12 protein-coding genes and 1 pseudogene are annotated in these 18970 nt (G+C 58.2%); 11 read left to right on the top strand and 2 right to left on the bottom strand.

Features of this window, described 5'->3' with window-relative positions; genetic code table 11:
- Positions 1-292 precede the first annotated feature (292 nt).
- Positions 293-820, top strand: coding sequence for an RNA polymerase factor sigma-70 (locus GKC70_RS08855; RefSeq protein WP_029615047.1), 528 nt, complete (start codon positions 293-295; stop codon positions 818-820).
- A 3-nt stretch (positions 821-823) separates the two neighbouring features.
- On the opposite strand, the gene GKC70_RS08850 is transcribed toward GKC70_RS08855, so the two are convergent.
- Positions 824-1624: a transporter substrate-binding domain-containing protein gene (locus tag GKC70_RS08850; protein WP_342651097.1), complete on the bottom strand. Its 801-nt coding sequence runs from the start codon at positions 1622-1624 to the stop codon at positions 824-826.
- A 206-nt stretch (positions 1625-1830) separates the two neighbouring features.
- On the opposite strand from GKC70_RS08850, the gene GKC70_RS08845 reads away from it, so the two are divergent.
- Positions 1831-2382: an exonuclease domain-containing protein gene (locus GKC70_RS08845; protein WP_317872372.1), complete on the top strand. Its 552-nt coding sequence runs from the start codon at positions 1831-1833 to the stop codon at positions 2380-2382.
- Between the two features lie 72 nt (positions 2383-2454).
- Positions 2455-2739, top strand: a complete 285-nt coding sequence (locus tag GKC70_RS08840) for a pyrimidine/purine nucleoside phosphorylase (protein ID WP_029615045.1) — start codon at positions 2455-2457, stop codon at positions 2737-2739.
- A 20-nt stretch (positions 2740-2759) separates the two neighbouring features.
- Here the strand turns inward: GKC70_RS08840 and GKC70_RS08835 are convergent, their stop codons facing one another.
- Positions 2760-3479: an alpha/beta family hydrolase gene (locus tag GKC70_RS08835; protein ID WP_304482782.1), complete on the bottom strand. Its 720-nt coding sequence runs from the start codon at positions 3477-3479 to the stop codon at positions 2760-2762.
- Between the two features lie 49 nt (positions 3480-3528).
- Between GKC70_RS08835 and ccoN the strand changes: the two genes are divergently transcribed.
- From ccoN to GKC70_RS08795, 8 genes and pseudogenes are all read left to right on the top strand, one after another.
- Positions 3529-4953 carry a cytochrome-c oxidase, cbb3-type subunit I gene (ccoN, locus tag GKC70_RS08830; RefSeq protein WP_295482198.1) on the top strand — a complete coding sequence of 475 codons (1425 nt, stop codon included), beginning with the start codon at positions 3529-3531 and terminating at the stop codon, positions 4951-4953.
- A 13-nt stretch (positions 4954-4966) separates the two neighbouring features.
- Positions 4967-5575 (top strand): cytochrome-c oxidase, cbb3-type subunit II, encoded by a 609-nt coding sequence (gene ccoO, locus GKC70_RS08825; RefSeq protein WP_039578822.1) that lies wholly within the window; start codon positions 4967-4969, stop codon positions 5573-5575.
- Between the two features lie 5 nt (positions 5576-5580).
- Positions 5581-5799 carry a cbb3-type cytochrome c oxidase subunit 3 gene (locus tag GKC70_RS08820; RefSeq protein ID WP_029614905.1) on the top strand — a complete coding sequence of 73 codons (219 nt, stop codon included), beginning with the start codon at positions 5581-5583 and terminating at the stop codon, positions 5797-5799.
- Positions 5796-6730: pseudogene (ccoP, locus tag GKC70_RS08815) on the top strand (cytochrome-c oxidase, cbb3-type subunit III). The gene GKC70_RS08820 and the pseudogene ccoP overlap by 4 nt, the downstream one beginning before the upstream one ends.
- A 416-nt stretch (positions 6731-7146) precedes the next feature.
- Positions 7147-9690: a hypothetical protein gene (locus tag GKC70_RS08810; RefSeq protein WP_342651096.1), complete on the top strand. Its 2544-nt coding sequence runs from the start codon at positions 7147-7149 to the stop codon at positions 9688-9690.
- An 8-nt stretch (positions 9691-9698) separates the two neighbouring features.
- Positions 9699-10586, top strand: coding sequence for a hypothetical protein (locus GKC70_RS08805; protein WP_342651095.1), 888 nt, complete (start codon positions 9699-9701; stop codon positions 10584-10586).
- A complete protein-coding gene (locus GKC70_RS08800) occupies positions 10583-15034 on the top strand; it encodes an RHS repeat-associated core domain-containing protein (RefSeq protein ID WP_342651094.1) in 4452 nt (1483 codons plus the stop codon). Before GKC70_RS08805 ends, GKC70_RS08800 begins: the two co-directional genes overlap by 4 nt.
- Positions 15035-15543: 509 nt before the next feature.
- Positions 15544-18852 carry a hypothetical protein gene (locus tag GKC70_RS08795; protein WP_342651093.1) on the top strand — a complete coding sequence of 1103 codons (3309 nt, stop codon included), beginning with the start codon at positions 15544-15546 and terminating at the stop codon, positions 18850-18852.
- Positions 18853-18970: the final 118 nt, after the last annotated feature.

Below are 18970 nucleotides of genomic sequence, written 5' to 3'. Positions count from 1 at the left end.
GGGGCGAGCCGGGGCCGGGCCCGGTGCTGGGGGCACGACGGGCGGCGGCAGGCGGCGGCTGGATGTACACAGGGGAACGGATGGGCAGTGGAAATAATTAGAAACGTCGCAAGGTGTTCAAGCCACCTTCACAGAGCGGTCACGCGCGCGGTTCAGCTTAGATCGAGAGCGAATAGAGACTCACTCACTTCTGTATTTGACAATCATTATCATTACGAATAGTTTGTCGCACGTTGCAGGGAGCACGCTTTCACGTTGTGCACCCTTTTCCTTTAAAGACCAGGTGATTTCCATGGCGGAACAACTATCCACAAGTAAGTGCGATTCACCACTGCTCCAGGCCTTCGTCGACAACCGCAGCATTCTCGTGAAGATCGCCGCCCGCATCACCGGGTGCCGCTCGCGCGCCGAGGATGTGGTGCAGGACGCCTTCTTCCGGCTCGGTTCCGCGCCGCAGATCACGTCGTCGTTCAAGGCCCAACTCAGCTATCTGTTCCAGATCGTGCGCAACCTGGCCATCGACCACTATCGCAAGCAGGCCATGGAGCTCAGGTACTCGGGCAGCGAGGAAGAGGGTCTGAACGTGGTGATCCAGAATGCTTCGCCAGAGGCCACCCACATCAACCTGGCCACCCTGGAGCACATCGCCGAGTCGCTCAACGAACTGCCCAAGCGCACCCGCTACGCCTTCGAGATGTACCGCCTGCACGGCGTGCCGCAGAAGGACATCGCCAAGGAGCTCGGGGTCTCGCCGACGCTGGTCAACTTCATGATCCGCGATGCCCTGATCCACTGCCGCAAGAACAGCCGCCAGGGCTGAGCGTCAAGGCCGCGGCGCCTGCACGGTGATGCGGTAGGGATCGAACAGCGCAGCCAAGGTGCCGCGCTCGCGCAGGCGTTGCATCAGTTGCGCGAACGCCTCGGCACTGATCGGCGCACCGGGGCGCAGCAGCGCGTAGTGATGGTAGACCTGATCGACACGTTGCGAAGCCAGCAACTCGGTGGCCTTGGCCGGATTGCGCTTGAGGTAGTCGCTCAGGTAGGAGCGCGTCACCAGCGCAATGTCGACGCGACCGTGCTGGACCATCGACAGGTTACTGTCGTGGGAGTAGGTGAGATTGGCCTGATAAGCCTTCTTCAGGTAATCCGGGTCGGCATTGAAGTCGGCGAACGCATAGTGATAGCCGCTGAACAGCGCCAGGCGCTTGCCCGCCAGTTCGTCGAAATACGGCTGGTCGCGTCCCGGCTGGCGACGGGCAACGAACACCTCGGCATCCTCCAGCCCCATGTCCACGGCACTGTGGGGGATCTGCTGCCAACCCCACTGCGGGTTTTCGAAGATCGCCATGTCGGTGCGGCCCTGCTGGAAGTCGCCGAAGCGCCGTGGGATCGAAGTCGGCACCAGGACGAAGCGGTAACCGGCGTGCAGTTGGTTCAGCGCCTGGGCCAGTTGCGGGAGCAGCCCGGTGTCGGCGCCCTGCTCCGGGCGCACCGTGTAGGGCGGGAAATGCGCTGCGCCGATGCGCACTTCGATCACCTCGGCAGCGTGGACTGCCCCGCCCACCCACAGTGCAGCGAGCATCAGCAACGATGGCAGGGCCTTGAGGCCGGGCAGAGGAATCACGGGAGACGCTCGATCACAGGGTGTTGACTTGGAAACGCCTAAGCTAGGCGTTTTCCCATCAGGGCACAACCGCTGCTTGCGCCAAAGTAGCGGCAATCTGCCAGGGGATGCCGTAAGGGTCGAGGATTGGCTACGCTCTAGGGGCCGCGACGCTGGAGCGCCCTGCAGACGTCGCGATCCCTAGGCGCTGAGCAAGGAAACCGGGTATGGGCCACTGGCTGGTCATCGATCTTGAAGCCACCACCGACGACGGTGGCTGGCCGGTCACCGACATGGAAATCATCGAGATCGGCGCGAGCCTGGTCACCCGCGAAGGGCGCGAGGTGGATCACTTCCAGCGCTTCGTCAAACCGCGTCGGCGCCCACAACTGACGCCCTTCTGCCGGCAGCTCACACATATCAACCAGGCCAGCGTCGATGCAGCCGCGTCATTCGCCGAGGTCTGGGCGCAGTTCGAGCGCTGGCTGGGCCATCACCGTCAGCAGTTGCAGGCCTGGGTTAGCTGGGGCGACTACGACCGTCTGCAATTGCTCCAGGAATGGCAGCACCATCAACTCGACAGCCTGCTCGCCCAAGTGCCGCACATCAACCTCAAGCAGCGCTTCGCCAAAGCCCGTCACTTGCAGCGACCCACCGGTCTGAACAGCGCCCTGCAACTGGCCGGACTGCAGTTCACCGGGCAGCAGCACCGGGCCCTGGAGGATGCACGCAACACCGCACGTTTGCTGCCCTTGAGCCTGCCGGCCAGCGGCGCCTGAAAGCAGATGACGGGCACGCGGGGCTTGGGCATACTGGCCAGCCTTTTTCCAGCCCCTGTTCAGGAGTGGCCCATGTTCCAGGTCAACGAATACTTCAACGGCACCGTCAAGTCGATCGCCTTCAGCGGCGAAGAAGGTCCGGCCACCGTGGGCGTGATGGCCCCGGGCGAATACGAGTTCGGCACCGCCAAGCGCGAGATCATGCACGTGGTGTCCGGCGCGCTGACCGTCAAGCTGCCCGGCAGCGACACCTGGGAAACCTTCGCCGCCGGCACCCAGTTCAACGTGCCCGCCGACAGCAAGTTCCAGTTGCAGGTCAAGGTCGACACCGCCTACCTGTGCGAGTACCGCGACTGATCGCAGTGCAACCGCTGCACCTACCGGTGCAGCGTCGGCGGCCGGTGCCGTTCGTCCAGGAACTGCGCCACCCGCTCGGCAGCCGTCTGCAGATGCTGCTCATGACTGAACCCGGACGCTTTCAGCGGCTTGAGGTCATGGTCACCCGCCACCAGCCAGCTCAGCTCGATCGCCGCTGACAGCGCGTAGCCCGCCACCGCCTCACGATTGCCCAACGCATCGCGCTCGCCCTGAACGATCAGCGTCGGCGTGCGCAACGCCGCCAGGTGCTCGACCCTGGGTTTGTGCGGCTTGCCCACGGCGTAGAACGGATAACCCAGGCAGACCAGCGCATCGGCAGCCAATTCGTCGGCCAGCAGACTGGCCATGCGCCCGCCCATGGACTTGCCGCCAATCGCCAGCGGTCCTGTGACCAATGGTCGCACCTGCCTGTACACCTCACGCCAACCCTCGAGCAGCACCGGCTGCGGATTGGGTGGGCGCTTGCCGCCGTTTATCCGCCGCTCGGCCATGTAGGAAAATTCAAAGCGAATGACGCCTACGCCAAGCCCCGCCAGCCTTTGCGCCATCGACTCCATGAACGCGCTGTCCATGGGCGCGCCGGCGCCATGGGCCAGGATCAAGCCCCACGAACACGTCTGATCCCCCCGAATTTGCGGGGGATCGACGCGCAAGCCTGGGATATTTCCCACTTGGGCCCATTGATCCGAATCAATACAGGCAAATTGCCCATCTTTCATGCTTGCCTCGCTGTTTAGCCTGCCTATAACCGTGGATGGGAACCCATACATGAACACAACCAGCAGTACCGCCTATAACTACAAGGTGGTCCGCCAATTCGCCATCATGACGGTGGTGTGGGGCATCGTCGGGATGGGGCTCGGCGTCTTCATCGCCGCGCAACTCGTTTGGCCAAGCCTCAACTTCGACCTGCCGTGGACCAGTTTCGGCCGCCTGCGACCCTTGCACACCAACGCGGTGATCTTCGCCTTCGGGGGTTGTGCGCTGTTCGCCACCTCCTACTACTCGGTGCAACGCACCTGCCAGACCCTGCTGTTCGCGCCCAAGCTGGCCGCCTTCACCTTCTGGGGCTGGCAACTGGTGATCCTGCTGGCGGCGATCAGCCTGCCACTGGGCTACACCAGCTCCAAGGAATACGCCGAACTGGAATGGCCGATCGACGTGCTGATCACCATCGTCTGGGTCTGCTACGCCATCGTGTTCTTCGGCACGCTGATGAAGCGCACCACCAAGCACATCTACGTGGGCAACTGGTTCTTCGGCGCCTTCATCCTCACCGTGGCGATCCTGCACATCGTCAACAACCTGGAAGTGCCCGTCAGCCTGACCAAGTCCTACTCGGTCTACGCCGGTGCCACCGACGCCATGGTCCAGTGGTGGTACGGCCACAACGCCGTCGGCTTCTTCCTCACCGCCGGCTTCCTGGGGATGATGTACTACTACGTGCCCAAGCAGGCCGAACGTCCGGTGTATTCCTATCGCCTGTCGATCGTCCACTTTTGGGCGCTGATCACCCTGTACATCTGGGCCGGCCCGCACCACCTGCACTACACCGCCCTGCCCGACTGGGCGCAGTCGCTGGGCATGATCATGTCCCTGGTACTGCTGGCACCGAGCTGGGGCGGCATGATCAACGGCATGATGACCCTCTCCGGGGCCTGGCACAAACTGCGCAGCGACCCGATCCTACGCTTCCTGGTGGTGTCGCTGGCGTTCTACGGCATGTCCACCTTCGAAGGCCCGATGATGGCGATCAAGACCGTCAACGCCCTCTCCCACTACACCGACTGGACCATTGGTCACGTTCACGCTGGTGCCCTGGGCTGGGTGGCGATGATCTCCATCGGCGCGCTGTACCACACCATCCCCAAGGTGTTCGGCAAGCAGCAGATGTACAGCCTGGGCCTGATCAACGCGCACTTCTGGCTGGCCACCATCGGCACCGTGCTGTACATCGCCTCGATGTGGGTCAACGGCATCGCCCAGGGCCTGATGTGGCGCGCAGTGAACAGCGACGGCACGCTGACCTACTCGTTCGTCGAGACCCTGGTCGCCAGCCACCCCGGCTTCATCGTGCGCTTCGTCGGCGGTGCGATCTTCCTCAGCGGCATGTTCCTGATGGCCTGGAACACCTGGCGCACCGTGCGTTCGCCAGCCCTTGACGTCGCCCCTGCGAACGCCCAGCTGGCTTGAGGAGAGACACCAGATGAAACATGAAGTCATCGAGAAAAACGTTGGCCTGCTGGCCTTGCTGATGGTGTTCGCCGTCAGCATCGGCGGCCTCACGCAAATCGTCCCGCTGTTCTTCCAGGACGTCACCAACAAGCCGGTCGAAGGCATGAAGCCCTATACCGCGCTGCAACTCGAAGGCCGCGACATCTACATCCGCGAAGGCTGCGTAGGCTGCCACTCGCAGATGATCCGTCCGTTCCGCGCCGAAACCGAGCGCTACGGCCACTACTCGGTAGCCGGTGAAAGCGTCTGGGACCACCCGTTCCTGTGGGGTTCCAAGCGCACCGGGCCGGACCTGGCCCGCGTAGGCGCGCGCTACTCGGACGACTGGCACCGCGCGCACCTGTACAACCCGCGCAACGTGGTTCCTGAGTCGAAGATGCCGGCCTATCCCTGGCTGGTAGCCCAGCCGGTGGACAGCAGCCATACCGACACCAAGCTGCGCGTGATGCGCTCGCTCGGCGTGCCCTATACCGACGAGGACATCGCCGGTGCCCGCGACGCGGTCAAGGGCAAGACCGAGATGGACGCGCTGGTGGCCTACCTGCAGGTGCTGGGCACCTCGATCAAGAACAAGAGGTGAGCACGATGGAATTCGACATCGGCATGATCCGCGGCCTGGGCACCCTGGTGGTGCTGGTGGCCTTCATCGGCCTGTCGCTGTGGGTGTTCAACCGGCGCCGCGACCGTGATTTCGCCGAAGCGCGCCTGCTGCCCTTCGACGACGACCGCCTGCCCCCTGCCGGGCAGGAACCCGCGGCTGCGAGCGCAGCCGTGACTGCAGTGGTGAGGAGTAACGGGCAATGACCACCTTCTGGAGTACCTACATCAGCGTACTGACCCTCGGCAGCCTGATCGGCCTGACCTGGTTGCTGCTGGGCACCCGCAAGGGCGAGAGCAGCAATACCACCGACCAGACGATGGGCCACAGCTTCGATGGCATCGAGGAATATGACAACCCGCTGCCCAAGTGGTGGTTCTGGCTGTTCGTCGGCACCTTGGTGTTCTCGGTCGGCTACCTGATCCTCTATCCGGGCCTGGGCAACTGGAAAGGCATCCTGCCCGGCTACGAGGACGGCTGGACCCAAGTCGGCGAATGGCAGAAGGAGATGGACAAGGCCGACGCCAAGTTCGGTCCGATCTTCGCCAAGTTCGCCGCCATGCCGGTCGAGGACGTGGCCAAGGATCCACAGGCGCTGAAAATGGGCGCACGCCTGTTCGCCTCCAACTGCGCCGTGTGCCACGGCTCCGACGCCAAGGGCGCCTACGGTTTCCCTAACCTCACCGACAAGGACTGGCGCTGGGGCGGCGAGCCGGAGACCATCAAGGCGTCGATCATGAATGGTCGTCATGGCGTGATGCCCGCCTGGGCCGAAGTGATCGGTGAGCAAGGCGTGGCGGATGTGGCAGCCTTCGTGCTGACCAACCTGGACGGACGCAGCCTGCCGGAAGGCGTGAAAGCCGACGCGGCCAAGGGCAAGGACATCTTCGCCAGCAGCTGTGTGGCCTGCCACGGCCCTGAAGGCAAAGGCACTCCGGCCATGGGCGCACCGGACCTGACCCACCCCAAGCGTTCATCTACGGTTCGAGCTTCGCCCAGTTGCAGCAGACCATCCGCTACGGCCGCCAGGGCCAGATGCCGGCCCAGGCCGATATCCAGGGCAATGACAAGGTGCACCTGTTGGCCGCCTATGTGTATAGCCTGTCGCAGGATCCTGTAAACGCTACCCACGAGTAACGCCCAGGCGGGCTGCTCAAGCGCCTCCTTCGCTGGAGCAGTCTGACTCTCCCGTATGCCTGACACCCGTCAGGCATACGCCATACCCTTTCTGCATCCCGCGCCAAGACCTCGGCCAACGCATCCAGCCCCGACTTGCCTAGGTCTTTCTTGCGCCAAGTATCCCCCGCCACCGTTTCGGCTCACCGCCTTCTCGAACGCCCCACTGTATACATACCCACTGTCATTTTTGTGAGTTGCCGAACGCCCGTCAGGGGGACAAGTTGAGTGCAGATTCGCACGGCATACAACCGATTCAGATATCAAGCCTGAAACGACTCACATTAACGGCAGCTAGCGAAGTCACCCATACACCGGCCGCGCGGTCCGTTCGCAATTTGAGTCCACGAAATGGCATACACCCTCAAGGAGTTCCCATGAACGTTGTCTCCACGCCTTTCCACGACGCCCTACCGAGCATGATTGGTTTCGCCGAAGAGCGCATCGGTATTCCGAAATGTGAATGGACTTCGCCTTGTTACTTGTTGGCTGACAGGGACCTTGCGTTGAACGAGGTTATCCGCGTATGGGCGGTTGACCGACGGGATGGGCGTGTGTTGAAGGTCGTTGCATTAAAAGCCACAGCGGATAATCGCACCCAGGCTAAATGGCCGGCGGCACTGATCAAGGCGATTCGTGACAATGATAGTTCGGTCAACCACTCCAAGATGCTTCACGCGGGCGTTATCAAAGGAAAAAGTTTCGAGGCCGGCGAAATAAGCCACTCCACGGCAGACTGCATCGCCGCGTCCTCCCATGAGGATTACAACCGTCTTTGGGTCTTTTCCACTTATGCGCGGCTGTTCACCAATGCACCGTTCGCGGCCAATCAGGTAATGGCCCACAATTTGGCGAACGTCGATTTCCAGGCGGCACAACGTGTGTGCGTTCAGGTGCGTGACCGTGTCAGTCAGGGCTTGCTGGAGTCGATTGTGGTGACCTTCGAAGCCAGTACCGATTCCTCTGCTCGGGCCAAGGCGCTGTGTGAGGCGGTGATAAAGCACAGCGAGGTACTGCGGGCCGGCGTGCTGGCGGATGACGGTATCAGTATCAGCCCGAGCGATCAGGGTAACGCCCTGTGGATACCCCAGTTCTCGGAGCTGTCGGTCACCGTGGATACCGCGCCGTGGGTCCTTCACGGTAACTTCACTGCGTCGCGGGCACTGACGGCGGCTGAGGAGCTGCGGGTCCACGTACACGATGATGTTACAGGCATGCCATTGAAGGGGTCGCCTGTCGTCTTCAAAGCAAGTGCTGATGAGTTAGAGCAGGGTAAATGGCCGGCAGCTTTGGCTAAAAAGCTGCAAGCCTCACCGTTGGGTGATTATCTTGCCCTGGAACTCGACAACGCGAAGGGCGCCTCCGGGCAATGGAAGTGCGCGGGGGTTCCATTGCGCATCTTGATGAGCGCGCCTTTGGAGGAAAACGATGAATGGGTGCCGCTGCTACCTGATAGCAGTCAACCCGGTCAGTCCATTTCAATGAGCGAGCAGTTACTTCAGATAGTAAATTCTCTGCCGAGCGTTATGGCTGAAGCTAGAAAGGCTGGATACTATTTTTCCGTGCCATCGCGCAATCAATACAACGATGAAATAGCCAAGATCCATCCACTGGAATTGACACTGCAGGACATTCGCACAGGTTACATTTGTTATCGTTTGAACACGGAGTACTCGACGGGCCCGGGTACACGCAGCGAATCAACTGACTCATTCATCAAAAAGCTGATGAGTGTTATGCGACGCAGCGGCATGCCTGACGTAGTCTCTAGAAATCTTAATTCGGCAAGTAACAATACTAAGAGTTCCGAAGATACGCTGGCCGTGTGTCTCCCTACCAGACTCGGCATGACAGCCACTTTACGTCTACGACGCCCCACGAAACTCTCGGATCACTATCGGAAACACGATAAATCCTTACGCCTGAAGCTCACCCAGACTGTAATCCCGTATTCAGGTCAACCTTCGCAATTCCCCTATGATACGCCCGAGCCAAAACACCCACCGGAGCGGCGCCTGGGCAACCAAACTGAGAAAAATCTGCAATACGATATAAGCAGTTATTTTCCATACTACTTACTGCCCCATCAGAGCTTTGTATCAGGCGACACCACGACAATACCTGAACAGATGACACAAGTGAAGCTCGAACCAAAAACGCTAAGTGCGGGTATACGCTTTTTGAGCCTAGCACCTGTAGCAGTTGATATTAAAGCCCTCCACAACAGCAAGAGATCTATTTCTACTAATGAAAACTCAATCTTCAGGAACTATACGTTATGCTTGTCCCCACCCTTCCATTACCCATCATTAGAATCGGTTGAGGCAATCAAAGCCCGCTTTAGTCCTGAAAGCCCTTGGTTCCATGCTGTCAGACTCGATATCAAAAAACTAGATGACTATATAGCATCATTTAGCCCCGATAGCACGCTGTGTGTTGACCGCTGCATGACCTTGGGAGCGCATGTTTACGATACGGGGGGTGATCGAGACAACGGTGTGGACGAGAATACCGGTTTGTTCCATGCCCACTACCCAGTCGCCACATTGAAAGGGCTTGCAGGTCAAGGTCCGGAGTTGGACCTGACACTCCATTATTCTGCGGTACGTGCTAACGAAGGGGCCTTGGGTGACGGTTGGGCGTTTCGCTTCTCCTACTTCGACAATCGGCGTCGCTTATTGACGTTGAGCAGCGGCCAAACATTGACCTTGACCAAGGCACAAATGAAGTCATTGAGTGCCGACAAGACACAATTTCTTGATCAGGATGGCTACCGTATAACGGCTGTCGAGGGCGATGAAAATGCATGGACCTCCCTGACCATCGAGATACCACCAGGCGTAGGGGCACGTCTGGTGGTACTTAAGTTACCCGCCCCCATGATGGAAAGGAAGCGGGTACAGCGTTCAAGGAAGCGCTGAAAGAGAAATTGGAAGCGATCATCGCTAACCTGACCCAATGGATCGACAAAGAAAAGATCACGCGCGATCAAATCACAAACCTGAAAAAACAGCGCGACACTTGGAAAGCAGAATTGGCGGATATTGACCGCGAAAGTCTTGTACTGGTGACATCGACTATTCGCTCTCCACACGGCGGGGAACTCAATCTGGCATGGCAGGGTGTGGATGGACATATCCGGCTTGACAGTATTAAAGATGGTAGCACTGTACTGCTCCGGGCCAATCATGGTTCGATCGTTGCGCAAGGCTCGTCGCAAAGCACATTCACGGTATGGCCTGATACACCTGAAGGCTACGAGGTCACACTGGACATCCGAAACTGCCTGTTGGAATCGATAAAACGGCATCGTATCGGGCAGATACAAACACCAGAGCGCCATGTTCGTTTCAATTATGACTACGATCTCGCGCTGGATCGTGTGCTAACCGGCATTGCAGAAGAAGATGGTTCGCTGGAAGTCGTACATTACAAATCTAAAGGGGTACGGAACCCTGTGGCGCCCCGCGTCCAAATGCATACGCTGGTCCCTGGTGCCGGACAGCCATGCATTGCCCATTACTATAAATGGGCTGGAGAATACGTCGTAGAAAAATCACTTAAACAGCAGCTGGGTAGTATCGGGGAAGATACGTGGCCTTTCGTCATCACCACATGGACCTTCAATGGCGGAGTACGAGTGGTCGATTCGATCATCGAAGAACAACCTGGCGACTCCCGGCGCATAACACGCTTCACGTATCCCGCTACCGCCCCGGCAAATAATTACAAGCATTTGATATTATCACGCCCTGTCAAAATCGAAGTGACCACCGAATCTTTGACCACCGCTTCAACCGTGGAGCAGCTGCCATGAACGACACGACCAACGCACCTTCTCTGAACGCCTCGCAAGTCGAAAGCACGCTGGCTGCTTACAACAAACACGGTCAACCGAGCTCGACGGTTACCAGTGATGGGCAGACGACTTGCTTGCGGTACTACTCAGGAGCGGACACCGATAAGGGCACTCGTGGCGATCAGTTGCCCGCGATCAGTGAATTGATCAGCGGGCTCAAACTTGCTGATGAAACCTTGCTGGCGGATGCCGCCGCGTTGGTCTGCCCGAAGATCGTCGATCCCCACCAACCACCCTTGATGGCTCGCCTGGAATACCTGGCATTCGACGGCTCGGCCACTTCGGCGGCCACCCTGACGCTTTGTGGTTATTCGAAGTCGACCCAGGATGCACAGGGCCGGCTGATGCCTGACACCGTGCTGGTACTCGAAGGTGTCACGGTCGCCAGTGTCAAATCAGAGGCAAAGGACTGGACGGTATCACTTGCCACGTCCTGGAGTGGCATCAAAGTTACGTTGATCCAGAGCCAAGCCAATAAAGTGAGCGGCGCATTGCGCAGCATCACCCGGACAGCCACGACCTGGTACAAGGACAACACCGTTCGCAGCACGCAGACGATCACGGAAACCACTTATCCAGGAAAACAGCCCAACACCTGGAAGCTCGTCACCACGGCCCCTTTGATCGCGGGCGGCGATGCCATCCTCAGCCAGCAGATCCAGTCGGCGTTCAGTGGTCGGCTGCTACGCGAGTCGCATCAGGATGGTGACGGCAAGCCTGTGCGTTTCTCCTGCCATGATTACGACACCCGTGGCCGAGGGGCCCACAGCGTGACGTACTCGTACGATGCCAAGGCGTTCGATTCTGGAGAGGTCAAAGCGCTCAAACCGATCGAAGAACAGCGTATCACCCACACGGAAACGGGTTCGGGCACTTGGTTGACAACCCTCAACGCGGACGGCCGCCAGCAGCGCACCCTATACGATGGCTTGCAGCGCGCAGTCAGACACGAGATGCAACGTGAGGCGAGCGACACAAGCGAATTCGTGCTACTGGAGGAAAGTACCTGGGGTCGGGGCGAGGCGCCTGAAAAAGTCAAGGCCTATGATTTCCTGCCTGGTGGCCTGTGCACCCACGATGACAAGCCACTCCAGACTCCCGCGCAACCGCACCTGCATTTCTGGCAGTTGTCTGCCGATCCTGTCATTGAGCAGAACGCCAAAAGTGAACCGACACTGACCCACCACTCGGCGCTAGCGCTCTTGCAGGGCGGCATCCAGTTCACTCGCCGGCAGCAGCAGGTGAACCATGCTGCTGGGTCCGTGACGGTGTCATCTGCGCTCTGGAGCGGGCAAGACAGCAGTGATGAGACCCTGGCACTGAGAACCGAGGAAGTCATTGATGCCCGTGGGCGCAACGTGGCCCTCAAGCAACATGTGCCCATGAAGGACCAAACGGTTAAAACGCGTGAATGGACCACAACCTGGGATGATTTGGATCGACCCCTAACACGCACTCAACCCGATCAGTCGGTAATCACCTGGAGTTATCAGGGAGTCAGTTCGGTACCGACCAGCGTCAGCATCAAGGCCAAGGGCAAGCCAAGCCAGCTCCTTGGCAACCAGACGCTGAAGGGTAGCGGCAATCAGGGTGACGTTGTAACTGGCCAGGTGGTTGGGGCCAAAAACGGTTTGGCTTACAGCGAGCAAGCCGGAAAAGTCACTGGACCAGATGGTAAGAGGTTCTATACCAAAGAAACCAACAACCGTGTCGAGTGGTATGCACAGGGTAAGGATGATAGTAAGGGTACCCTGCTCGCCGCGTTCAACTTCAATAAGCTGACCCAGTCCCTCAAGGCTGAGCGCCCGGCGCAGGGTACTCAGCAGAGCCAGGTCACCAGTGAGGACCTGACCCCGCTGCTGCTTGGAGCCTGGCATTTCAACCGCACCGTGCATGCCCAGCAACAGCGGCAGGAGGCCCTGGTGTCCTTACGTGGCCAGGTTCAGCGGGCGAAATATGCCAATGGCGTGAGCAGCCGAGCCTGGAGTGGCCCGCAAGGACAATGTGACCGCGTTGTCCGCGGCTCGCTGGAGTACTGGTACGAATACACCGCCTTGGGCCAATGCCAGCGGATGACCGTGCGTGACCTGAACACAGGCCGAACCATGGCCGTGTCCTATACGTACGACAAGCTGGGTAATGAAGTTGAAAGGCTGTATCGGCTCGATGACCAGACCAAGACGCGCTACGTGCAGACCTGGTCGTCCATCGGGCAGTTGACCAGCAAAGTCTTGTTCCGCGATGGCCAATCCACGCCGGCTCGTACCGAGACATTCATCTACTACACCAGTGTTAGCGGGACGCGTGATGAACTGCAGAAATGGACGGTCGAGGCGACCTCAGGCAATGAGGTCAAGGACACTCAAGGGCACACCATCAAGGAACAGCGCTACAAGTACGATGCGCTGGGCAACCTTACCGAGTGCAGCACCACACGCGTGAATGGTGATGTGGAACAACTGACCTATGCCTATGACAGCGATCATCCCACCCGCCGCACCCAGCAAAGTACTCAACTGACGCCAAAGGGCGGCCAACCCGGTACGGCTCGATCGTTGACCTACACATACGATGACGGGGGTCGCCTGACGCTCAACGAACGCGATCAAGCCCTCGCGTATTCGGATACCGGCAGGTTGCGCTCAGTCACCGAAAAAGGTCAGCCCACACCTTCGACTTATTACGAGTACGACGAAAATGACTGCTTGATCAGCCAATGGATCGCAGCGGACAACCAGCGTCGGGTTCTTGCTTACACGGGTGATGTGCTCTGCGGTGAAACCTGGCTAGACAAAGAAGGCAAGGTCGTTCGTTCCCTGACCCTGGACGAACACGCGGGGGTGGTCATCAAGAACCGTCAGGGAACTGCAGAGACACAGCTCTTCGTTCTGGGCGACCCGCAACAGGCCGGTGGCGATGAATACTGGGTAGATGCCAAGGGTGCCTGGCAACACCGGTCGTTGGCGTTTACGCCCTGGGGAGAAGCACCCCTGGCCAGCATCCAAGCGATGCTCAGTGGCCTGGGCCGCGACGGGCAACGGTTGGATCCTGCGACCGGGTGCGCTCATCTAGGCAATGGCTATCGTGTCTATGACCCGCGTCACCGGGCGTTCTATCAACGTGACGACTGGAGCCCATTCGGCGCTGGCGGGCTCAATGATCGGGCGTACTGCGCCGGTGGGGACCCTGTGAATTGGCATGACCCCAGCGGGCACATCATGCTCAGCCGGCGCGATCAAGCTCAAAGCCTGGCTCGGCTTGACTCGGCAATCAGTGCGACCCAGCCGCCGGTGCACGAGGCGGTTCCCTGGTGGCAATGGGTTGCGTTGGCGGTTTTCGTAGTGGTCGCTATCGCGGCGACCATCCTCACGTTAGGGGCCGCGGGGCCGGTAATGGCCGGGATCGGCATGGCGCTTTGTACCGCAATCATGGTGGGCGCGGCCGTCACCGCCGCGGGCATGGCCCAGCGCCAGAGCAACCCGCGGTTGTCCTCGCGCTTGGAAGGGGCGGGACACGTCGTGATGGCGTTGGCGAGTCTTCCGGGGATGGCTGGCGGTTTATCCGTGATGGTCGCTGCAGCACTGGTGGTCACTACGATGGTTTCGGTAGCACTGGACGTTACGAAAATAGCCGTGGAACAGGACAACCCCGAACTGGCAGAGAAACTGGGGTGGGCATCGATGGCATCCCAGGCGGTCGCAGCTTTGACTGCGCTTCCGTCCCTGGTGAAAAGCGCGGGTAAATCGTTGCAACGGCTGCGGGGAATACGTTCACGCCTATCAGTGAAACCAGCCGAGTATTCATTAAACGGGGGGTCGTCGGCTAACACCATGGGCGCAGGTAACGCTTACACGCTCTATCCTGGCGGCGCTAGCAGTGGGAGGCTCAAGGTGATTTCCCATGGCAAACGAGTGGCCGGCCCCATGGCCTCTGGCTTCGACGCACCCCCATCGTTTGTTTCCCCCTGGGAAGCAGAAACAAACTTCTTTACCCAAAACGGATTCAGAGCTGTCGTCAGGACTGACCCGTCAGATGTGAAATCCCTGAGTTCTTTCATTAGTGGCAAACGACCGGTTGTTCAAACCTATCGGTCAGGTAGCAAAATTGGTAACTATGAGCTTAGAGAGCTGGTACCGGGCAAAGCATCGACCGAGATCATCAAAGAGTACGAGCGAGCCCCGTTCCGAATGATGGTTAAGCGGCTAGCCGAGGAAAAGGCGGTCGATGTTGTGCTCGTCAACAAACCTGTGGCGCTGAATGAAGTTCTCGAGTCGCTCGCGGCAGAAGGACGCAGCTACACCGCTGTCGATTGTCTCCACTGCCGTGGAAACAAGTTGTATAGCAATCCTTTGTTTTACAGGCGTATCTATGGGGGTTACCTGACGGCACTGGATGCGCGGTTGTAGCCCTAAAGCCAATCTTCATTGGAGATCTCGATAGTCAAGGCCCGTGTAACGACGAGCCGTTATCGCCGAGTACCGCCCATCGCGCCCCCTCTGTTGGGGGTGCAGGTACGGGACAGTCCCGCATCTGCCCCCCCAACAGAGGGCGTGTCGTTCTGAGCCTTTGCTCCCCTGCCCCCGACCTCTAGGGTGGCGACCGTTCGCCTTCGGCCAAACGCATCCAGCCCCGATCTGCCTGGGTCTCTCTTGCGTCAAATCTCCCCCGCCACAGCCTCGGCTCACCGCCTTCTCGAACGCCCCACTGTATACATACCCACTGTCATTTTTGTGAGTTGCCGAACGCCCGTCAGGGGGACAAGTTGAGTGCAGATTCGCACGGCATACAACCGATTTAGATATCAAGCCCAAGGCGACTCACATTAACGGCAGCTAGCGAAGTCACCCATACGCCGGCCACGCGGTCCGTCCGCAATTTGAGTCCACGAAATGGCAAACACCAGTAAGGAGTTCCCATGAACGTTGTCTCCACGCCTTTCCACGACGCCCTACCGAGCATGATTGGTTTCGCCGAAGAGCGCATCGGTATTCCGAAATGTGAATGGACTTCGCCTTGTTACTTGTTGGCTGACAGGGATCTTGCGTTGGACGAGGTCATCCGCGTATGGGCGGTTGACCGACGGGATGGGCGTGTGTTGAAGGTCGTTGCGTTAAAAGCCAAAGCGGATTATCGCACCCAAGATAAATGGCCGGTGGCACTGATCAAGGCGATCCGTTACAACAATACGCTAATCAATAACTCTAAATTGCTTCATGCGGGCGTCATCAAAGGAGTCACTTTCGAGGCCGGTGCAACAAGTCACTCCACAGCGGACTGCGTCGCCGCGTCCTCCCATGAGGATTACAACCGTCTTTGGGTCTTTTCCACCTATGCGCGGCTGTTCACCAATGCACCGTTCGCGGCCAATCAGGTAATGGCCCACAATTTGGCGAACGTCGATTTCCAGGCGGCACAACGTGTGTGCGTTCAGGTGCGTGACCGTGTCAGTCAAGGCTTGCTGGAGTCGATTGTGGTGACCTTCGAAGCCAGTACCGATTCCTCTGCTCGGGCAAAGGCGCTGTGTGAGGCGGTGCTAAAGCACAGCGAGGTGCTGCGGGCCGGCGTGCTGGCGGATGACGGTATCAGTATCAGCCCGAGCGATCAGGGTAACGCCCTGTGGATACCTCAGTTCTCGGAGCTGTCGGTCACCGTGGATACCGCGCCGTGGGTCCCTCACGGAAACTTCACCGCGTCACGGGCGCTGACGGCGGATGAGGAGTTGCGGGTCCACGTACACGATGATGTTACGGGCATGCCATTGAAGGGGTCGCCGATCGTCTTCAAAGCAAGTGCTGATGAGTTAGAGCAGGGTAAATGGCCGGCAGCTTTGGCTAAAAAGCTGCAAGCCTCACCTTTGGGTGATTATCTTGCCCTGGAACTCGACAACGCGAAGGGCGCCTCCGGGCAATGGAAGTGCGCGGGGGTTCCATTGCGCATCGTAATGAGCGCGCCTTTGGAGGAAAACGATGAATGGGTGCCGCTGCTACCTGATAGCAGTCAACCCGGTCAGTCCATTTCAATGAGCGAGCAGTTACGTCAGATAGCAAATTCTCTGGTGAGCGCTATGGCTGAAGCTAGGATGGCTCAGTTCGAGTTTTTCCTACCAATTACCGGTGATTACGAATCTGATATGGCCACGGTCCACCCGCTGGAGTTGACACTGCGGGACATTCGCACAGGCTACGTTTGTTATCGCTTGAACACTGAGTACTCGATCGGCTCCGACATAAGCAGCGAATCAACTGACTCATTCACCGAAAAGCTGATGAGTATTATGCGTGGCAGCGGCATGCCTGACGTAGTCTCCAGGAGTCACAATTCGGCAAGTAATAATACTAAGAGCTCCGAAGATACGCTGGCCTTGTGGCTCCCTAAAAGACTTGGCATGACAGCCAGTTTAAGTCTACGACGCGTCACAGAACTCTTTAATTACGATCGGGAGGCCGATCAGAGGGACGATCAGAGGGACGATTGGACGGCAGTTAAACCATTACGCCTAGAGCTCACACATACCGTAATCCCCGACCCAAGTGGACTCTGGGACGCAACCTATGATACACCCGAGCCAGAAGATCGACCGAAGCAGCGCCTGAACAACCAAACTGAAAAAAATCCGCAATACGATACAAGCAGTTATTTTCCATACTATCTACTGTCCCGTCAGAGCTTTGTATCAGGCGAGATCACGACAATACCCCAACTGATGACACAACTGAAGCTCGAACCAAAAACGATAAGTGCGGGTGTACGCTGTTTGAGCGTAGCACCTGCAGCCGTTGGCATTGAAGTCCTCCATGACAGTCACAAGGCCATTCTTGAATACGCAGCCGTCAGAGCCAATGCATGTACGTTATGTTTGTCTCCGCCGTTCCATTCGCCGTTCTTAGCATCAATAGAGGCAATCGAAGCCCGCTTTACTCCTAAAAGCCCTTGGTTCCGTCCTGTCAAACACGATATTAAAAAACCAGATGACTATATAGCATCATTTAGCCCCGATAGCACGCTGTGTGTTGACCGCTGCATGACCTTGGGAGCGCATGTTTACGATACGGGGGGTGCTCGAGACAACGGTGTGGACGAGAATACCGGTTTGTTCCATGCCCACTACCCAGTCGCCACATTGAAAGGGCTTGCAGGTCAAGGTCCGGAGTTGGACCTGACACTCCATTATTCTGCGGTACGTGCTAACGAAGGGGCCTTGGGTGACGGTTGGGCGTTTCGCTTCTCCTACTTCGACAATCGGCGTCGCTTATTGACGTTGAGCAGCGGCCAAACATTGACCTTGACCAAGGCACAAATGAAGTCATTGAGTGCCGACAAGACACAATTTCTTGATCAGGATGGCTACCGTATAACGGCTGTCGAGGGCGATGAAAATGCATGGACCTCCCTGACCATCGAGATACCACCAGGCGTAGGGGCACGTCTGGTGGTACTTAGGTTACCCGCCCCCCATGATGGAAAGGAAGCGGGTACAGCGTTCAAGGAAGCGCTGAAAGAGAAATTGGAAGCGATCATCGCTAACCTGACCCAATGGATCGACAAAGAAAAGATCACGCGCGATCAAATCACAAACCTGAAAAAACAGCGCGACACTTGGAAAGCAGAATTGGCGGATATTGACCGCGAAAGTCTTGTACTGGTGACATCGACTATTCGCTCTCCACACGGCGGGGAACTCAATCTGGCATGGCAGGGTGTGGATGGACATATCCGGCTTGACAGTATTAAAGATGGTAGCACTGTACTGCTCCGGGCCAATCATGGTTCGATCGTTGCGCAAGGCTCGTCGCAAAGCACATTCACGGTATGGCCTGATACACCTGAAGGCTACGAGGTCACACTGGACATCCGAAACTGCCTGTTGGAATCGATAAAGCGACATCGTGCTGGGCAGACACAAACACCCGAGCGGCATGTTCGTTTCAATTATGACTACGATCCCGCGCTGGATCGTGTGCTAACCGGCATTGCAGAAGAAGATGGTTCGCTGGAAGTCGTACATTACAAATCTAAAGGGGGATGGAACCCTGTGGCGCCCCGCGTCCAAATGCATACGCTGGTCCCAGGTGCTGGACAGCCATGCATAGCCCATTACTATAAATGGGCTGGAGAATACGTCGTAGAAAAATCACTTAAACAGCAGTTGGGGGGGTACGGGGCCTTTCGTCATCACCACATGGACCTTCAATGGCGGGGTGCGAGTGGTCGATTCGATTATTGAAGAACAACTTGGCGTCTCCCGGCGCACAACACGCTTCACCTATCCTGCCACCGCCCCGGCGAATAGTTACAAGCATTTGACATTATCACGTCCTATCAAAATCGAAGTGACCACCGAA

Origin of the sequence: Pseudomonas sp. REB1044 (assembly GCF_038813925.1) — a bacterium.
Classification (GTDB): domain Bacteria; phylum Pseudomonadota; class Gammaproteobacteria; order Pseudomonadales; family Pseudomonadaceae; genus Aquipseudomonas; species Aquipseudomonas boreofloridensis.
This window is presented reverse-complemented; position numbering and strand designations above follow the sequence as displayed.